Annotated in this window: 18 protein-coding genes and 2 pseudogenes; 12 read left to right on the forward strand and 8 right to left on the reverse strand. The window is 37.9% G+C overall.

The window, feature by feature from the left end:
• Nucleotides 1–4: 4 nt before the first annotated feature.
• The 4 genes and pseudogenes from MKP09_RS09670 to mgtE form a co-directional block, all read right to left on the reverse strand.
• Entirely contained in the window at nt 5–2,209 is a 2,205-nt protein-coding gene (locus MKP09_RS09670) for a DUF4954 family protein (protein ID WP_240827511.1), read from the reverse strand.
• 86 nt (nt 2,210–2,295) lie between these two features.
• On the reverse strand, nt 2,296–4,134 hold the full coding sequence (glmS, locus tag MKP09_RS09675; protein WP_240827512.1) for a glutamine--fructose-6-phosphate transaminase (isomerizing): 1,839 nt from the start codon (nt 4,132–4,134) through the stop codon (nt 2,296–2,298).
• Between the two features lie 242 nt (nt 4,135–4,376).
• Nucleotides 4,377–4,699 (reverse strand): annotated as a pseudogene (locus MKP09_RS09680) (magnesium transporter).
• A gap of 17 nt (nt 4,700–4,716) precedes the next feature.
• The gene (gene mgtE, locus MKP09_RS09685; protein ID WP_240827514.1) at nt 4,717–5,766 is read right to left on the reverse strand and encodes a magnesium transporter; all 1,050 of its coding nucleotides are present in this window, start codon (nt 5,764–5,766) and stop codon (nt 4,717–4,719) included.
• Nucleotides 5,767–6,037: 271 nt separating this feature from the next.
• On the opposite strand from mgtE, the gene MKP09_RS09690 reads away from it, so the two are divergent.
• Nucleotides 6,038–6,421, forward strand: coding sequence for an SET domain-containing protein (locus tag MKP09_RS09690; RefSeq protein WP_240827515.1), 384 nt, complete (start codon nt 6,038–6,040; stop codon nt 6,419–6,421).
• A 1-nt stretch (nt 6,422) separates the two neighbouring features.
• Here the strand turns inward: MKP09_RS09690 and MKP09_RS09695 are convergent, their stop codons facing one another.
• From MKP09_RS09695 to MKP09_RS09705, 3 genes and pseudogenes are all read right to left on the reverse strand, one after another.
• Entirely contained in the window at nt 6,423–6,875 is a 453-nt protein-coding gene (locus MKP09_RS09695) for an RES family NAD+ phosphorylase (RefSeq protein ID WP_240827516.1), read from the reverse strand.
• Complete coding sequence (locus MKP09_RS09700; protein ID WP_240827517.1) at nt 6,875–7,321, reverse strand: Xre family toxin-antitoxin system antitoxin; 447 nt, start codon at nt 7,319–7,321, stop codon at nt 6,875–6,877. The genes MKP09_RS09695 and MKP09_RS09700 overlap by 1 nt, the downstream gene beginning before the upstream one ends.
• Before the next feature lie 48 nt (nt 7,322–7,369).
• Nucleotides 7,370–8,199 (reverse strand): annotated as a pseudogene (locus MKP09_RS09705) (DUF4846 domain-containing protein).
• Nucleotides 8,200–8,270: 71 nt separating this feature from the next.
• Between MKP09_RS09705 and MKP09_RS25800 the strand changes: the two are divergent.
• From MKP09_RS25800 to MKP09_RS09720, 6 genes are all read left to right on the forward strand, one after another.
• Complete coding sequence (locus MKP09_RS25800; RefSeq protein ID WP_317235209.1) at nt 8,271–8,417, forward strand: RNase H family protein; 147 nt, start codon at nt 8,271–8,273, stop codon at nt 8,415–8,417.
• Entirely contained in the window at nt 8,417–8,611 is a 195-nt protein-coding gene (locus tag MKP09_RS25805; protein ID WP_262915180.1) for an RNase H family protein, read from the forward strand. Before MKP09_RS25800 ends, MKP09_RS25805 begins: the two co-directional genes overlap by 1 nt.
• A gap of 2 nt (nt 8,612–8,613) precedes the next feature.
• A complete protein-coding gene (locus tag MKP09_RS25810; protein WP_317235286.1) occupies nt 8,614–8,742 on the forward strand; it encodes a ribonuclease H family protein in 129 nt (42 codons plus the stop codon).
• 30 nt (nt 8,743–8,772) lie between these two features.
• Nucleotides 8,773–9,021, forward strand: a complete 249-nt coding sequence (locus tag MKP09_RS09715) for an L-rhamnose mutarotase (protein ID WP_490355039.1) — start codon at nt 8,773–8,775, stop codon at nt 9,019–9,021.
• Nucleotides 9,021–9,101: a hypothetical protein gene (locus MKP09_RS28880; protein WP_490355046.1), complete on the forward strand. Its 81-nt coding sequence runs from the start codon at nt 9,021–9,023 to the stop codon at nt 9,099–9,101. Before MKP09_RS09715 ends, MKP09_RS28880 begins: the two co-directional genes overlap by 1 nt.
• A 258-nt stretch (nt 9,102–9,359) precedes the next feature.
• Entirely contained in the window at nt 9,360–10,316 is a 957-nt protein-coding gene (locus MKP09_RS09720; protein WP_317235287.1) for a serine hydrolase domain-containing protein, read from the forward strand.
• A gap of 145 nt (nt 10,317–10,461) precedes the next feature.
• Here the strand turns inward: MKP09_RS09720 and MKP09_RS09725 are convergent, their stop codons facing one another.
• On the reverse strand, nt 10,462–10,683 hold the full coding sequence (locus MKP09_RS09725) for a DUF2795 domain-containing protein (protein ID WP_114792839.1): 222 nt from the start codon (nt 10,681–10,683) through the stop codon (nt 10,462–10,464).
• 309 nt (nt 10,684–10,992) lie between these two features.
• On the opposite strand from MKP09_RS09725, the gene MKP09_RS09730 reads away from it, so the two are divergent.
• The 5 genes from MKP09_RS09730 to MKP09_RS09745 all read left to right on the forward strand — a co-directional run bounded on the left by MKP09_RS09730 (nt 10,993) and on the right by MKP09_RS09745 (nt 14,047).
• Nucleotides 10,993–11,643, forward strand: coding sequence for an ABC transporter ATP-binding protein (locus MKP09_RS09730; protein WP_240827519.1), 651 nt, complete (start codon nt 10,993–10,995; stop codon nt 11,641–11,643).
• A 105-nt stretch (nt 11,644–11,748) separates the two neighbouring features.
• Nucleotides 11,749–12,249, forward strand: coding sequence for an MFS transporter (locus MKP09_RS25815; RefSeq protein ID WP_262915181.1), 501 nt, complete (start codon nt 11,749–11,751; stop codon nt 12,247–12,249).
• The gene (locus MKP09_RS09735) at nt 12,240–13,271 is read left to right on the forward strand and encodes an MFS transporter (protein WP_262915182.1); all 1,032 of its coding nucleotides are present in this window, start codon (nt 12,240–12,242) and stop codon (nt 13,269–13,271) included. The genes MKP09_RS25815 and MKP09_RS09735 overlap by 10 nt, the downstream gene beginning before the upstream one ends.
• Nucleotides 13,272–13,392: 121 nt before the next feature.
• Nucleotides 13,393–13,647: a DUF6814 family protein gene (locus MKP09_RS09740; RefSeq protein WP_240827520.1), complete on the forward strand. Its 255-nt coding sequence runs from the start codon at nt 13,393–13,395 to the stop codon at nt 13,645–13,647.
• Nucleotides 13,648–13,786: 139 nt separating this feature from the next.
• Nucleotides 13,787–14,047 carry a hypothetical protein gene (locus tag MKP09_RS09745; protein WP_240827521.1) on the forward strand — a complete coding sequence of 87 codons (261 nt, stop codon included), beginning with the start codon at nt 13,787–13,789 and terminating at the stop codon, nt 14,045–14,047.
• Nucleotides 14,048–14,106 lie beyond the last annotated feature (59 nt).

Genomic DNA, 14,106 nt, shown 5'->3' on the forward strand with positions numbered 1-14,106 from the left:
ATAATTATTTCGAATAGCTTTTAAGCAAGTTTTCTATTTTGGTTTTAAACATAGCCATCTCGTCATTTTGTTGATGAATGAAGCTATTGCTATCAAAAGATCCTAACACCATTTCCATTTCTTCCTTGGTGTCGTACACCATATTTTTAAAAGAATTTTTATAATCTTTTTCTTTAGATGTGTACACAACTTTAGTGATCCATTCCTTTGTTTCAAGTGTTTGTTCAAAGAACGCTTTTAAAAAGGCGTTGTCAATATCACCAACTTGCGTGCCTGTGAGATTGTGCAAAATAGAAAGTGCATGTGCCGTCTTTTGTTCATTGTACAGTTTAGCTTCCTGCAAATAAAAGGCATGTATTTCAGTCCAGGTTTTGATTTGTTTGGTTCTGATTTTTTCTAACAAATCATCTAAACTATTTTCAGCAATCAATTGTCCTCCAACGTTTTTCCATTCAGTTGAGTTGTTATGAAAATTATAACGCTGAACAAGTTCTTTTAGATTGTCACTGTTGTTATTTTCAAAATAATTTGCCAAATCGCTGCCAATATAAAATAGGAGCATTTTTTTATAAGCATTGAAACTTTCCTGAACTTTAATAATCTGAACAGGTCTTTTTGAATTTTCAAATCCACTGGCCAGAACATTCAATTTGCTTATTGCTGGAGATTCATGTTCCAAAAGAGAATGTCCTTTTTTAATATAATCTGCATCGCTGCCGATCATTTTATTGGCTTTGTAAAAAGCTTTGCCAGCGAACTGTTCTAATAATCGCAGAGACTTATACATTTCATTGACTGTATCTGGAGCGAGACAGTCAAATTCCAATCTTTGTAATTTCTCTATTCTTTTATCCCTGTCAGCAAACTTGCGTTCATTTCTTTGAATTGCATACATATTGTACATGAACCAATACGCAGGCATAATTACCAGTTTATTATTTTGCTCATCATTACTGATAAGTGAAAAAGGAAATGGTATATCCAACTCGGCCGGATAATTTCCTTTGGCGATCATTGTAAAAGAAGCAAAGCGTGAATTGTGTTTTAAACTAACACATAGGCCTGGCCAAAATCCACGACCAGCCTGTATTTCACCGTCTGCGCCTCTTGAATTATGATTAGACCCGATAGTGGCACCGGCTGCCATATTGCTTTGCCCCATTACTAAAGCTGCGCATAAAAACGAATTATTATGATGTTGCTCGTGTGCCGGAAAAATAAGTGAGTTTAATACCTCGCAACAAGAAACTGTAGCATTTTCTCCTAGATATGAGTTAATCAACCTGGCCCCGTATTTCAACTGTGAAAAAGGTGCAAGAATAAATCGTACAGCTTTTACGCCGTAGAAAGCGCGGCTGCCTACACCCATAATTCCATTTACCATTTCACAACCTTCGCCAATTTGAGATCTTGCTTTGTCGTTAGAGTTGATCGTTAGGTTCTTCAGTTTGCTGGCACCTTTAATATAACCGTCGGTACCAATTTTTACATCTTTAATAATATGAGTATTCTTGATCACCGTTCTCTTACCAACCGTTCCATAATACCCATGCAGCGCGTCAAATTGCTGTTCGGTGAATTGTTGAAAAGCATTCATTAATTGTTGATCACCGCGGTATTTCGTCCATAACCATGCGTCGCCGGCGAGCATTCCGTCAAAAGGCAAAACCTTTCTGCCTGCATTCTCATTGCATAATTCCAGCCATATTCGTACGTTCTCATTTTCTCCTTCCTTAAGAATTCCATTACCGAATTTTGCATGAGAAGTGCAACTCATTTCGTTGACATTAGCAATGATTACATCTTCATCAATAATATAATGCGCCAGAAATTTTACATTTGAAATTGAAACATGATCACCTATGTCACAGCTTACGATCTGGCTGTGATACAATCCCACAGGAAACTTCACTTCACTGAATTCCAAAAAGTATTGTTCTAATTTTCCGATACGAACCAGTCCGTAAAAAGTACATTCTTCTATCAGATGTATATCAATGCCATCACGCACTAATACATCATCCCAATTGGTTGAGCGGTTTCTATTCGATTGAAGAATGGTGATTTCCTGTTTTGTTAATGGCCTGTAATCTGTTGCCGGATTCTGTTGAAACCGAAGATAATATTCGTCTTTTCCTGCTGGCAAAAATGCTGCAGGTATAAAATTATATCCTAATTGATCTGCCTTATGTTTCTTTATTTGGTTCATTTATTATTGATGATACATGATCGGAACGATGAAGTGTGCGACGCAATTACGCTGATAGTAGTACTGATGCTGGTTACAAAATAATATTACTCTACCGTTACGCTTTTAGCCAGATTGCGCGGCATATCTACATTACAGCCTTTTGCAACACCAATATAGTAAGATAGCAATTGGAGAGGAATCACATTGATTAAAGGCGCAATTACTTCATCGGCTTCGGGCACGATCATCACATCGTCGCAAATAGCTTTTGATGTTTCGTCGCCTTCGGTTATTACCGCCAGAAGTTTTCCTTTACGAGCCTTTATTTCCTGCATGTTGCTTACCACTTTTTCGTGATAAATATCTTTTGTGGCCACAAATACAACGGGAAGATTTTCATCCACCAAAGCGATAGGGCCGTGTTTCATTTCGGCAGCAGGATAACCTTCTGCATGTATGTAAGAAATTTCTTTAAGTTTTAATGCACCTTCTAAAGCGATGGCAAAATTATAACCGCGGCCAAGATATAAAAAGTCGCGTGCGTCTTTGTATTTCTCTGCAATAGATTTTATGTGTTCGTGATGGTTTAAAACCCACGCAGCCTTTTCAGGAACGGCATCCAGTTCGTTCAACAATTGGCGATAGCGATCATTGGAAATCGAGCCTTTCATATAACCGACTTTTAATGCAATCATCATAAGCACCGTAAGCTGGGCTGTAAATGCTTTTGTTGAAGCAACACCAATTTCCGGCCCCGCGTGTGTGTATGCTCCGGCATGCGATGCGCGTGCAATAGATGAACCAACCACGTTTACCACACCCAAAATGATAGCGCCTTTTTCTTTGGCACTTTCTATGGCAACCAAAGTATCAGCAGTTTCGCCACTTTGGCTGATGGCAATAATTACATCTCCTTTGTTGATAACGGGATTTCTATAACGGAACTCTGATGCATATTCTACTTCAACGTTGATGCGGCAAAGTTCTTCTATTATGTATTCGGCTACAAGTCCGGCATGCCAGCTTGTACCGCAGGCGATGATGACAATTCTGTTTGCATTAATGATTTGTTCAGCATATTGTTGTACGCCCGCCATAGTAATGGTTCCAGCTGCTGCATCCAAACGGCCTCTTAAGCAATCGTAAATTGTTGTAGGCTGCTCAAAAATTTCTTTCAGCATGAAATGATCGTAACCTCCCTTTTCAATAGCGGCCAGTTCAAGATCAAGCTTTTGAATGTATGGCGTTATTTTTTCATTTCCGAGGTTTTTTAAGATAAGTTCATCTGGCTTTATAATAGCCAGTTCATAATCGTTTACGTAAACAACTTCTTTCGTGTATTCCAGCATTGGAGAGGCGTCTGATCCCAGGAAATGTTCTCCTTTTCCTACACCTATAACCAACGGGCTGCCTTTTCGCGCTGCTATTATGGTATCGGGGTTTTCTTGCTCGATAAGCAGAATTACATAAGCACCGGTAACGCGTTTTAGCGCGATGCGAATTGCTTCTTCCAGAGAACAATCATTGTTTGTCTTAATTTCTTCTATGAAATTTAAAAGCACTTCCGTGTCGGTATCGCTCTTAAAAGTATATCCCTTTTTTGCTAATTCTGATTTTAGTTGTGCGTAATTTTCTATGATGCCATTATGTATCATGGCTATTTTTCCGCTTTTTGAATAATGCGGATGAGCGTTTCGATCGTTGGGTTCGCCGTGAGTCGCCCAACGCGTATGCCCAATTCCAGTTGTACTTGATACGTTGCTGGTGCCAACGCTATCTTCGAGATCTGCTACTTTACCTTTTTTCTTATAAACAGTAACCTGATCTTCTTGCTGAAGTGCTACACCTGCACTGTCGTAGCCGCGATATTCTAATCTTTTTAAACCTTTAATAATTATTGGATAAGCCTGTCTTTTACCCGTATAGCCTACAATTCCACACATGATTTTTATAATTTAAGGAAAGCGAAAATAAGGTTTTTAATGTTTTGCGCAACCGTTTGCGCAGACGCTCCACTTATAGAAAATGATTTTAACGCCCGATAGCATCAAATACAGTTCCAGTTTTAGCTTAAATAAATGAAATGTCAAAGTAAATTTTTCACGTAGAGAATGGATATAACGTTCCGGTCGACCAAAAAAATCGGTAGCGTAATTGAAAACAAAAAACCTATACGAATCAAAAGTTATAATAAAGTGCCTTTAAGTAACATAAAGGCAACAGAGAAGTAGATAATCAAACCAGTTACGTCAACTAAAGTTGCAACAAAAGGTGCTGAGCTAACTGCAGGATCGGCACCCATTTTTTTAATAGAATGGGAAGCATACTTCCTGACAAAGTTCCCCAAAGGACTACGCCTAACAAGGTTATGCCAAGTGTAAGTCCAAGTGGAAACCAATGCTCGCCATATAGGTTTGGTGTAATAAGGTGAAAAACATAAATCCGCAGAAATCCAATAATACCTAAAACCGTTCCCAGCAATAATCCGGAAATGATTTCGCGGCGCATAACACGCCACCAGTCTTTTATATAACTTCGCCAACGGCCATTGCCTGAATAACCAGTGTAGATGCCTGCGAGCCGCTATTCCCACCACTACTTATAATAAGAGGTATAAAGAGTGCTAATACTACAGCACGTGCAATTTCATCTTCGAAAAACGCCATTGCCGTTGCCGTAAGCATTTCTCCTAAAAACAGAATTACAAGCCAGGGCACACGCTTCTTAAAAAGCCTCAAAAGTGGTATATCCAGATAGGGTTCTTCGAATGCCTGCGTACCACCCATTTTTTGCATGTCTTCGCTATATTCTTCCTCCGCTACCCAAAGTATATCGTCAATGGTAACAATACCTAAAAGTTTGTTGCTTTCGCTAACAACCGGAAGTGCTACACGGTTGTTCATTTTAAAAATCTCGCTAGCCGTTTCCTGATCGTCATAAGCTTTCAACGAAATCACCCTTTCGTCCATCAGTTCTGAAACGGTGGTTTCTGGATCACTTAAAATAAACTCTCCAATTCTTATATCATCTAATAATTCGCCTGCTTTATTTATAACATAAATAACATTTATCGCTTCACTATTTTTTCCATATTTTCTGATAACATCAAATACCTCGGCTACTGTGTTGTGCGAATAAACATAGACATAGTCTGGGTTCATAAGCCGTCCGATACTATTTTCCGGATAGCCAAGGAGTGAAAGCGTTACTCTTCGCTCTTCAGGATCAAGTAATTTGATAAGCTCCCGTACTACATTTGCAGGAAGTTCTTCTAAAAAGTCGGTACGGTCATCAGCAGGAAGTTCGTTTAATAATGCAGCAGTATAACTGGGCGGAAGTTCCTGGATAATATTATTTTGTTCAGATACTTCCAGCAATTTAAAAACATTTACCGCCCGATGCACCGACATATTGGCGATGATCAAAGCTTCGTGCTCCGGAAATTCATAAACCAATTCAACAACATCACTGATATTCTGGTCATCAAGAAATTCTTTGATCTCCGATTTGTTACCAGATCCAAGTATTGGCTCAAACTGTGCTGAAATGGGTATTGTTCCTTCTTCCAATTGCATTCGCCAAACTTACAAGAAATTTTTCATCCATAAATTATACAAAGGATGGATGAAAAATTTCATAAGAAGTTCCTTTTGACTAAAATCAATAAAAAATACACAAAGGAAATTTACGAACTTCAATTGTGCATGAACGCTGTAAAAAATATTTTTTGATAAATTAATTCAATTAAGTCAGCTGTGTTGCTACTATTGAGCGAATTTGCGACGCTCCGTTTATTTGTGGTAATTCTATTAAGCAATAATAATACTTTTGGTAAAATAAAATAACTTGATAGCGCATTGTCTTTATATAGCAAATACTGATGAAATGGGACGAGGAGTTTTTACTTCTGAAGATATATCCAAAGGTTCCGTAATTGAAATTGCACCAGTTATTGTAATGTCTGCTAATGAAAGAAAATTTTTAGACAAGACCTTGTTACATGATTACATTTTCGAGTGGGGAGAAGACAGTTCACAATGTTGTATGGCCTTAGGCTGGGCTGCTGTTTATAATCATACTTATCAAAGTAACTGTAATTATGAGATGGATTATGAAAAGCACACCATTACTATCAAAACAGTTCGAAAGGTCAAGGCAGGAGAGGAGCTTTTTATAAATTATAGTGGAAGTTGGGATGCGACTAAAGCTGTTTGGTTCGACGCTAAATAATTTAGAAAAGCCTGCTATCCAACCCATATTGCCGGGTAGTTGCAATAGTTACTTTTTTGAAATCATTGTGAGCCGGGTTTAATAAGTAGTTGCTTTCTTCAGGAATAACGGCTGATGGTATTTTTAAAATAACATCAGATTTGGATTGCAAAAATTCATCACCAATATATTGTGTGTAATCACTGTCAACACTCCAGTTCTTTTTGAGAACCGATGTATCAATTTCAATAATTTCACTGTCTGGTACTTGTATTTCCACAAGGTGATAGGATGGGAGCAGCGGCGTAGCTGTTCTGTCATAGTTAACAACAATTTCCAAAACAGCAAGAGAAATATGCTGGGCGCAATAAAGCGCATACTGTCCTTTGCTATTCCAGCGGCCACCATATAAAAACGCGCCATAGCCAGATAAATCATCTTTAAATTCGGATCGAACGAGTCTGTAAATTGTCATTATGCAGATATACCGTGTTGAATTCTTCCTAATGTGTCTATTATTTCCTGAATGCCATTGTGGGTGTTTAATTTATTTTTGGCAATATCTCCGTTTAAAGAAAAGGGTTTGCTTTGCAACCATGTTTTAAAACCCTCTTTCCCGAACATTTCATTTCCCATATCAATCAATATTTCCAAAAGCAAGATGCGTTCTATTTGCAAGCCGTTAAAACCACCATCATCTTTTGCATAACGGTGCAAAGTACGTTCGCTCATAAAAAGCATATCAGCCCATTCGCCTAAAGTGAAAGCCCCTTTGTTTAAAATTTTTTTGAAATATTTGTAAGTAAAGTCTTTTACAAGTGTTTCTGCCTTACTGTATTTTGGCGTAATGTGATATACTACAGCAGGCTCTTCAAGCATGTTACTGATATTTGGGATATATTTTTTAATGCTCTTTTTCATATCATGTCATTTGTCACAAATATACATGTTTTTTGTCGTATTTTGAAATTATTTCCATTTATAAAGTTGATTAGCATAGAAAGTCCATTCTGGTGTTTGCATTTCATCAGCCTTATTAACCTCATACCATGGGCTGAAATTTGAGTTGGCAGTATTTTTTAATATATGGATACTTTGTGCCGGCATATAACTTTGTGCTAAAAGAAATATTTTTTTTTTTTATTATTTATCGCAGTTGCCATAACAATAACTGCGTGTCCTGGTGAGCCCGGCTTCAAAAAAACATCTCCTGCATTTATCTCGTCTAACGCTTTTCTTACCAACGAAGATCCTAAACTTGCGGTGCCGCAATAACTAAATACGAATTCGAGGTAATTATCAAATGCGTCTCTGGTGTTTTGTTGTGGAGATATTTGATATGCAATTAAACTATTTCCTTTAAGCCGGTATCGTTTACCCTTCAACCATTCTTTAAAATTAAGGTAAGTCCCACTGACAGTTTTAAATTCAATTTCGTTATAACGTTTTTGAGAAAAGAGATATTCCGCCCGTAAGCGTATTACAGCATCAGCGCATTGCTGTAAATTTTTATCGCCTACGCTTATATCTAAAACCGCATACTGGGCATCCTGATTAGGTTTTAAGCTTCCATCATAGAGATAAACAGTTTTATCACTCTTTAGATTGAGATTGCCCAAAAAGGTAGCAAATTGACTTTTGCTTTCTACTCGAAACCCATGCGGTATCTTAATATCTGAAACATAATTTTCGGCTTTACTAACTTCTTCGATAATCTCGGTATTTTGTGAAAGTGTGGTGTTGCTACAAGTAAAATTATTGGCCAACAGAACGCCAACAGATAAATGTATCAATTTCATAGATAATTTTACTATAAGATGCAAGTGTTAGAAATTTTCATAATTAGGGTTCGGGCGTATATTTGTCAGCAGTGGAAAAAGAAATAGTAATATATGCGGATGGTGCGTCACGCGGAAACCCTGGCCCAGGCGGCTATGGAGTAATATTGATGTATAAAGGTCATGCAAAGGAGTTGTCAGGTGGATTTAAAAAACAACGAATAACAGGATGGAGCTAATGGCTGTTATTGAAGGTTTAAAAACTTTAAAAACGAACAGTATTCCTGTGGTCATCTATTCAGACAGCCAGTATGTTGTAAATGCAATTTCTAAAGGCTGGTTACGTAACTGGATACGTACTGACTTTAAAGGCGGAAAAAAAATAAGGACCTCTGGCTTCAATATTATCAGCTGTCTCAAAATTTCGATATAAAAATTAATTGGGTACGTGGGCATGCCGATAATCCTTATAATAACCGCTGTGATGTATTGGCAACAACCGCTGCTGACGGAGGCAATTTAAAAGTTGATTTCGGATTTATGCAGGATGTTGCATCTTCATAACAATGTTTACTAAAATTTAAAAATCATTTGATGAATAAATATTGTCTTACAGTCGATTTAAAAAATGATCCTGATTTAATTGCTGAATATGAGCAGCATCATGAAAAAATTTGGCCTGAAATAGAAAAAAGCATTCGCGATGCAGGTATTGAGAATATGCAGATTTATCGTGTTGAAAATAGATTGTTTATGATTATGGAAGTGAACGATTCTTTTTCTTTTGAAAAAAGCAAGCAGCTGACGAAGCAAATGCTAAAGTGCAGGAATGGGAAACATTAATGTGGAAATACCAGCAGGTATTGCCTTTTGCGAAACCTGGTGAAAAATGGGTAATGATGAAAAAGATTTTTCAACTATAATGTTTTCTTCTTTCGCCCTATGAAGCATATAAAAATAATTTACTTACTTGTTGCGTCTGTTCTGCTTTCGTCATGCTATGTAGTACGCGCCTATAAGTTCAGAAAATTTGAGCTTCAGGATTTAGAAAAATTCAATGCAATTACCGTTAAAAAAAGCGACCAGCCATTCCAGTTTTTTTACGGCCTGGAGTCCGACGCCAAATGGAAGTCTTATTTGGATACAAGTCTTGAAAAAGCCTTTCGTATGGTTTTTTAGTAATTAGAAACGACAGCATTTTATACGAGAAATATTTTGACAATCTTGATTCAACAAATATATTTCCATCTTTTTCTGTAGCTAAATCTTTTGTTGGCACTTTGGCTCAAATAGCCCGTCAGGAAGGTTTTATAAAATCTTTTGATGATCCCGTAACCGATTATTTGCCCTGGCTTATGAAGAGCGATCAGGCCTGGAAAAATATTACGGTACAAAACGTACTAGACATGCGAACTGGCGTTAACAGTGATGAAACATATAATAGTCCTTTTAGCGATGTCATTCAATTAGGTTTCACCAGAAATATGATAGCACAACTTAAGAAACTAAAAATTAAATCCAACTCAAAAATTTTTGAATACAAAAGCGTAAACACCCAATTGTTAGGTGCTGTTATTGAAGCAGCTACTCAAAGGAGACTGCCCGAATATTTACAGGAAAAGCTGTGGCAATCAATTGGTATGGAAAGCAACGCAGCCTGGCAAACTGACGCAAAAGGTATGGCAAGAGCATTTTGTTGTCTCAACGCTACGATGAAAGACTTTGCCAAACTTGGCCGCTTATATTTAAATAACGGCAACTGGAACGGTCAACAAATTCTCGATCAAAAATGGGTGCAAACTATTCTTAATCCCGATACTATGCGTGTTTATCAGGGATATAAAAATCATTGGTGGAGCAGCCGTGTGATCAGAAGATTTAATGATTCGCTGGAAGCCACAAACTTCGTAGCAGCCCAAAAAGATAAATGGTATATGGCAAAAAATAGTAGAAATGGCAAAACCTATTATAGCACATATAATAATTTGCCAGCTGTTTTTGCTCAGGGAATGTTAGGACAATTTATCTACATCAATCCTCAAAAGAATTTGATAATTGTAAGAACGGGTCATAATTGGAAGCACCCACGCTTATATGCGCAACGTTTTATTGAAGATCTTGCAGAAAGGATTGATTAAACTGCTCCAGACAGAAAAAGTAAATATTCACAATACCCGAGTTTTACTCCCCTCTCCAAATGGAGAGGGGCCGGGGTGAGGTCAAAAAAGCCGCCTTAAAAAGACAGCTTAATAAATTATTTATAATCCTTATAAATGCTCTAACCTAATATTCGTCTTCGTTGAAGAGAAAATCTTCCTGGGTTGGGTAATCAGGCCAAATATCTTCGATCGTTTCGTAAACATCTCCCTCGTCCTCCAGTTCCTGTAAGTTTTCTACAACTTCCAGCGGTGCACCGCTCCGAATTGCGTAGTCAATTAATTCGTCTTTGGTCGCCGGCCAGGGCGCATCTTCAAGATATGAAGCTAATTCAAGTGTCCAAAACATAGTATAATCGGTTTTCTAATATTTAACGTTAATCTGCAACAAAGGGTTGCAACTGGTTCAAAAATTTGTGCAAAAGTAAATGTATTACGGAATTTACCAAATTGCTTTTTTGAACACCTTTTATGGACGGTTTTTTTATTGTCCCGGCTAATGAATATTATTCATCTTCCTTGCCACGCTCGCTTGTACTGTTGTACATAACTCAGCCTATCTATTCTTCCTCCGAAAATACCTGAAACCGGAAACTGGCAACCAGCAACTTTCACTATCACATTGGCTAATTGGCTAATTAACTTACATTTGGAAATTATGATATACGGAAAAAACATTCATAAAGCTTACGGGAATATCCAGGTTTTAAAAGGGGTTGATATCGAAATACAGAAAGGAGAAGTTGTCTCTATTGTCGGCCCATCGGGCAGTGGAAAAAGTACCCTTCTTCATATTCTAGGCACTTTGGATAAAGCCGATCAGGGAGAAGTGATCATGAATAATGTTAACATACAAGGCCTTAGTTCCAAAAAATTAGCTGCATTCCGAAATCAAAACATAGGATTTGTCTTTCAATTTCATCATTTATTGCCCGAATTCTCTGCGTTGGAAAATGTATGCATACCCGGTTGGATAGGAGGAAAGAAAAAGAAAGAAGTGGAAACCCGAGCTACTGAACTCTTACAGGTGTTGGGCGTGTCGCACCGTATTAATAATAAGCCCAATGAATTAAGCGGTGGCGAACAGCAAAGAGTGGCGGTAGCTCGCGCCCTTATTAATCAACCATCTATTGTATTTGCCGATGAACCTACTGGCAATCTTGATACCGCAAACGCCAAAGAACTGCACGATTTGATCTTCGATCTTCGGTCAAAATTTGCCCAAACTTTTCTAATTGTTACCCATAATGACGAGCTTGCCCAGCTAAGCGACAGGATGTTACAAATGAAAGATGGGCTGATTGTGTAAAAACTAAACAAACTTGCCCTATATTTATAGGCTAAATAATTTACTCTCACGGGGAGTTTTTGCCACTTCTAAATAAATAGTGTTTAAACGCACAATAACGATTGTATGAATGAAACTAAGAAAGGAAATGTTATTACCAAAGTAATAGCCGCATCGTCTTTAGGAACCATGATTGAATGGTACGACTTTTATATTTTTGGTATGCTTGCCAAAACAATCTCCACCGAGTTTTTTCCAGAAGGAAATGCTACAGCAGCGTTGTTAAGCACATTGGCCATTTTCGCAGCCGGCTTTATTGTACGGCCTTTCGGCGCGCTTGTTTTTGGCCGGCTGGGCGATATTTTTGGCCGAAAATCAACCTTTTTATTAACACTTGTATTAATGGGTGGCTCCACCTTTTTAATAGGATTGGTGCCTGGATATAAAACAATAGGCCTGGCTGCACCATTGTTGGTATTATTGTTAAGACTGATACAAGGCCTTGCCCTCGGCGGGGAATATGGGGGCGCTGCTACTTATGTAGCCGAGCATGCGCCTGCAAACCGTCGTGGTTATTTTACCAGTTGGATTCAAACCACTGCCACTTTAGGACTTTTTTGGCTTTAGGTGTTATCATGTTGGTGAAAATGAATATGACTGACGAAGCCTTTAATGCCGAATGGGGTGGTTGGCGGTATCCATTTTGGTTTTCTATTTTATTAGTTGGCGTGTCTGTTTATATAAGAATGAAAATGGAAGAATCGCCTCTGTTTTCAAAACTAAAATCAGAAGGCAAAACGGCCAAGAATCCATTAAAAGAGAGCTTTAGCCACAAAGCCAACTTCAAAATGGTTTTACTGGCACTATTTGGAGCGGTTATGGGACAAGGTGTTATTTGGTACACCGGACAATTTTATGCACAAAGTTTTCTGGAAACCAAAGTAATGCTCGACTTTGAGCAAAGCCGCACTATTATGCTTTGGGCCATACTTTTTGCCACTCCGTTTTTTATATTTTTTGGCTGGCTGAGCGATAAAATCGGACGCAAATGGATCATGCTATTAGGAATGCTGGTTGCCATTATTACGTATCGCCCCATTTTCAATTATTTTCTCGAAAAATCTGACATCACAACCTGGCAGCAGGAAGGCATATCGGGAGGTAACGTAAACTTGACAAAGACGGTTGCATTTGGCAACAATGGAGATAGCCTGATAACGAACACCCAAACATTTACTTTTAATTCTGGCGCAGCCTATACGCAGCAAAGAGTCGATACGCTCCGTTCTGCTACAAACGAAGTTATAACAGGAAAGCCTGTAGTCAAGGACAAAATATTACCTACAAATACATATTGGAGATTTGTGGGCCTGGTATTCATTTTAATTTTTTATGTAACCATGGTTTACGGGCCCATCGCGGCTTTCCTTGTGGAGTTGTTCCCTGTAAGAATAAGGTACACATCCATGTCGCTGCCATATCATATTGGTAACGGTGTTTTTGGCGGGCTGGTTCCCTTCATTGGCGTTTTATTGCAAACCACTTTCACAAGCGATCCGCTGGTAGGGCTTTGGTATCCCATAGCAATAGCAGCATTGTGTTTATTATTGGAGCAATATATCTTAACAATAAAATTGATAAAGAAGTAAATGATTAATTTTTGTGGGTCAGCGCCAGCGCTACTATCATCGGTATTTCCGCCAGCTGGCGGATCGGTTTATCATCCCGATTATATGGCATCATCTATAAATCATAATTTAAAATAATAACATGAACTTATTTAAAAGAGTGTTAGGGCTTATTTGGATGTTATTGGGGCCTGCTGTTATCATTTTCCTAGTTGTAGGAGCGATAAAAAATATTGACACTTCCGGCAACAAAGACATCAACAATCCTGTTATATGGATTATTATTATTGCAATTTTTGTTCCCATCGCCATTGGTTTGATGATATTTGGATGGTATGCTATTAAGAATGAGTACAAGCATCTTCCCGAAGATTCGGATCATTTGAATTTTGAATAGTTAACAAAATGTAATGTTTTCAATTTTAACCTGTTCTAAAAAACTATTTTAATATATCTTCGCTACCGTAAATGAGTAAGCCCATTGGTTACATATCGGTATTTTTTTATCTGCCCTGTTATTATTACTAACAATAGGATTGCCTATTACCTATAGTTCGGTAGTTAGTATGAAAAATAGCACGGCACAGGGAGAAACCTGTAACAAGAATCCATACTCAAATACGGCTGAAGAAAAGACACCATCAAATAGCCTAAGTATTAGTGAAGAATACGTTCACAATGTGCATAGTGATTTGCATTTACCAATTCAGCAAATTACCATTGCTTACATCCATGCACACGAAGCTACTTATACAGCTTATCATGGCGAATTGCATTGTCCGCCCCCTAACGTTTAGTATCTATTTTTCTTCTCTCATATTTTCTTGAACCCATTATTTCTTGATCCGTTTACTAT

It is taken from the genome of Paraniabella ginsengisoli (genome assembly GCF_022513635.1).
In the GTDB taxonomy this organism is placed as follows: Bacteria; Bacteroidota; Bacteroidia; order Chitinophagales; family Chitinophagaceae; genus Niabella; species Niabella ginsengisoli.

Bases quoted from the DNA above. Each gene is read 5' to 3' on its own strand.
- MKP09_RS09695 (WP_240827516.1), bottom strand. From the start codon at position 6,875: ATGACAATTTACAGACTCGTTCGATCCGAATTTAAAGATGATTTATCT.
- MKP09_RS09715 (WP_490355039.1), top strand. From the start codon at position 8,773: ATGAATAAATATTGTCTTACAGTCGATTTAAAAAATGATCCTGATTTA.
- MKP09_RS25815 (WP_262915181.1), top strand. From the start codon at position 11,749: ATGAATGAAACTAAGAAAGGAAATGTTATTACCAAAGTAATAGCCGCA.
- MKP09_RS09740 (WP_240827520.1), top strand. From the start codon at position 13,393: ATGAACTTATTTAAAAGAGTGTTAGGGCTTATTTGGATGTTATTGGGG.
- MKP09_RS09725 (WP_114792839.1), bottom strand. From the start codon at position 10,683: ATGTTTTGGACACTTGAATTAGCTTCATATCTTGAAGATGCGCCCTGG.
- MKP09_RS09700 (WP_240827517.1), bottom strand. From the start codon at position 7,321: ATGAAAAAGAGCATTAAAAAATATATCCCAAATATCAGTAACATGCTT.
- glmS (WP_240827512.1), bottom strand. From the start codon at position 4,134: ATGTGTGGAATTGTAGGCTATACGGGTAAAAGACAGGCTTATCCAATA.
- MKP09_RS28880 (WP_490355046.1), top strand. From the start codon at position 9,021: ATGTGGAAATACCAGCAGGTATTGCCTTTTGCGAAACCTGGTGAAAAA.
- mgtE (WP_240827514.1), bottom strand. From the start codon at position 5,766: ATGCAATTGGAAGAAGGAACAATACCCATTTCAGCACAGTTTGAGCCA.
- MKP09_RS25805 (WP_262915180.1), top strand. From the start codon at position 8,417: ATGGCTGTTATTGAAGGTTTAAAAACTTTAAAAACGAACAGTATTCCT.
- MKP09_RS09730 (WP_240827519.1), top strand. From the start codon at position 10,993: ATGATATACGGAAAAAACATTCATAAAGCTTACGGGAATATCCAGGTT.
- MKP09_RS09670 (WP_240827511.1), bottom strand. From the start codon at position 2,209: ATGAACCAAATAAAGAAACATAAGGCAGATCAATTAGGATATAATTTT.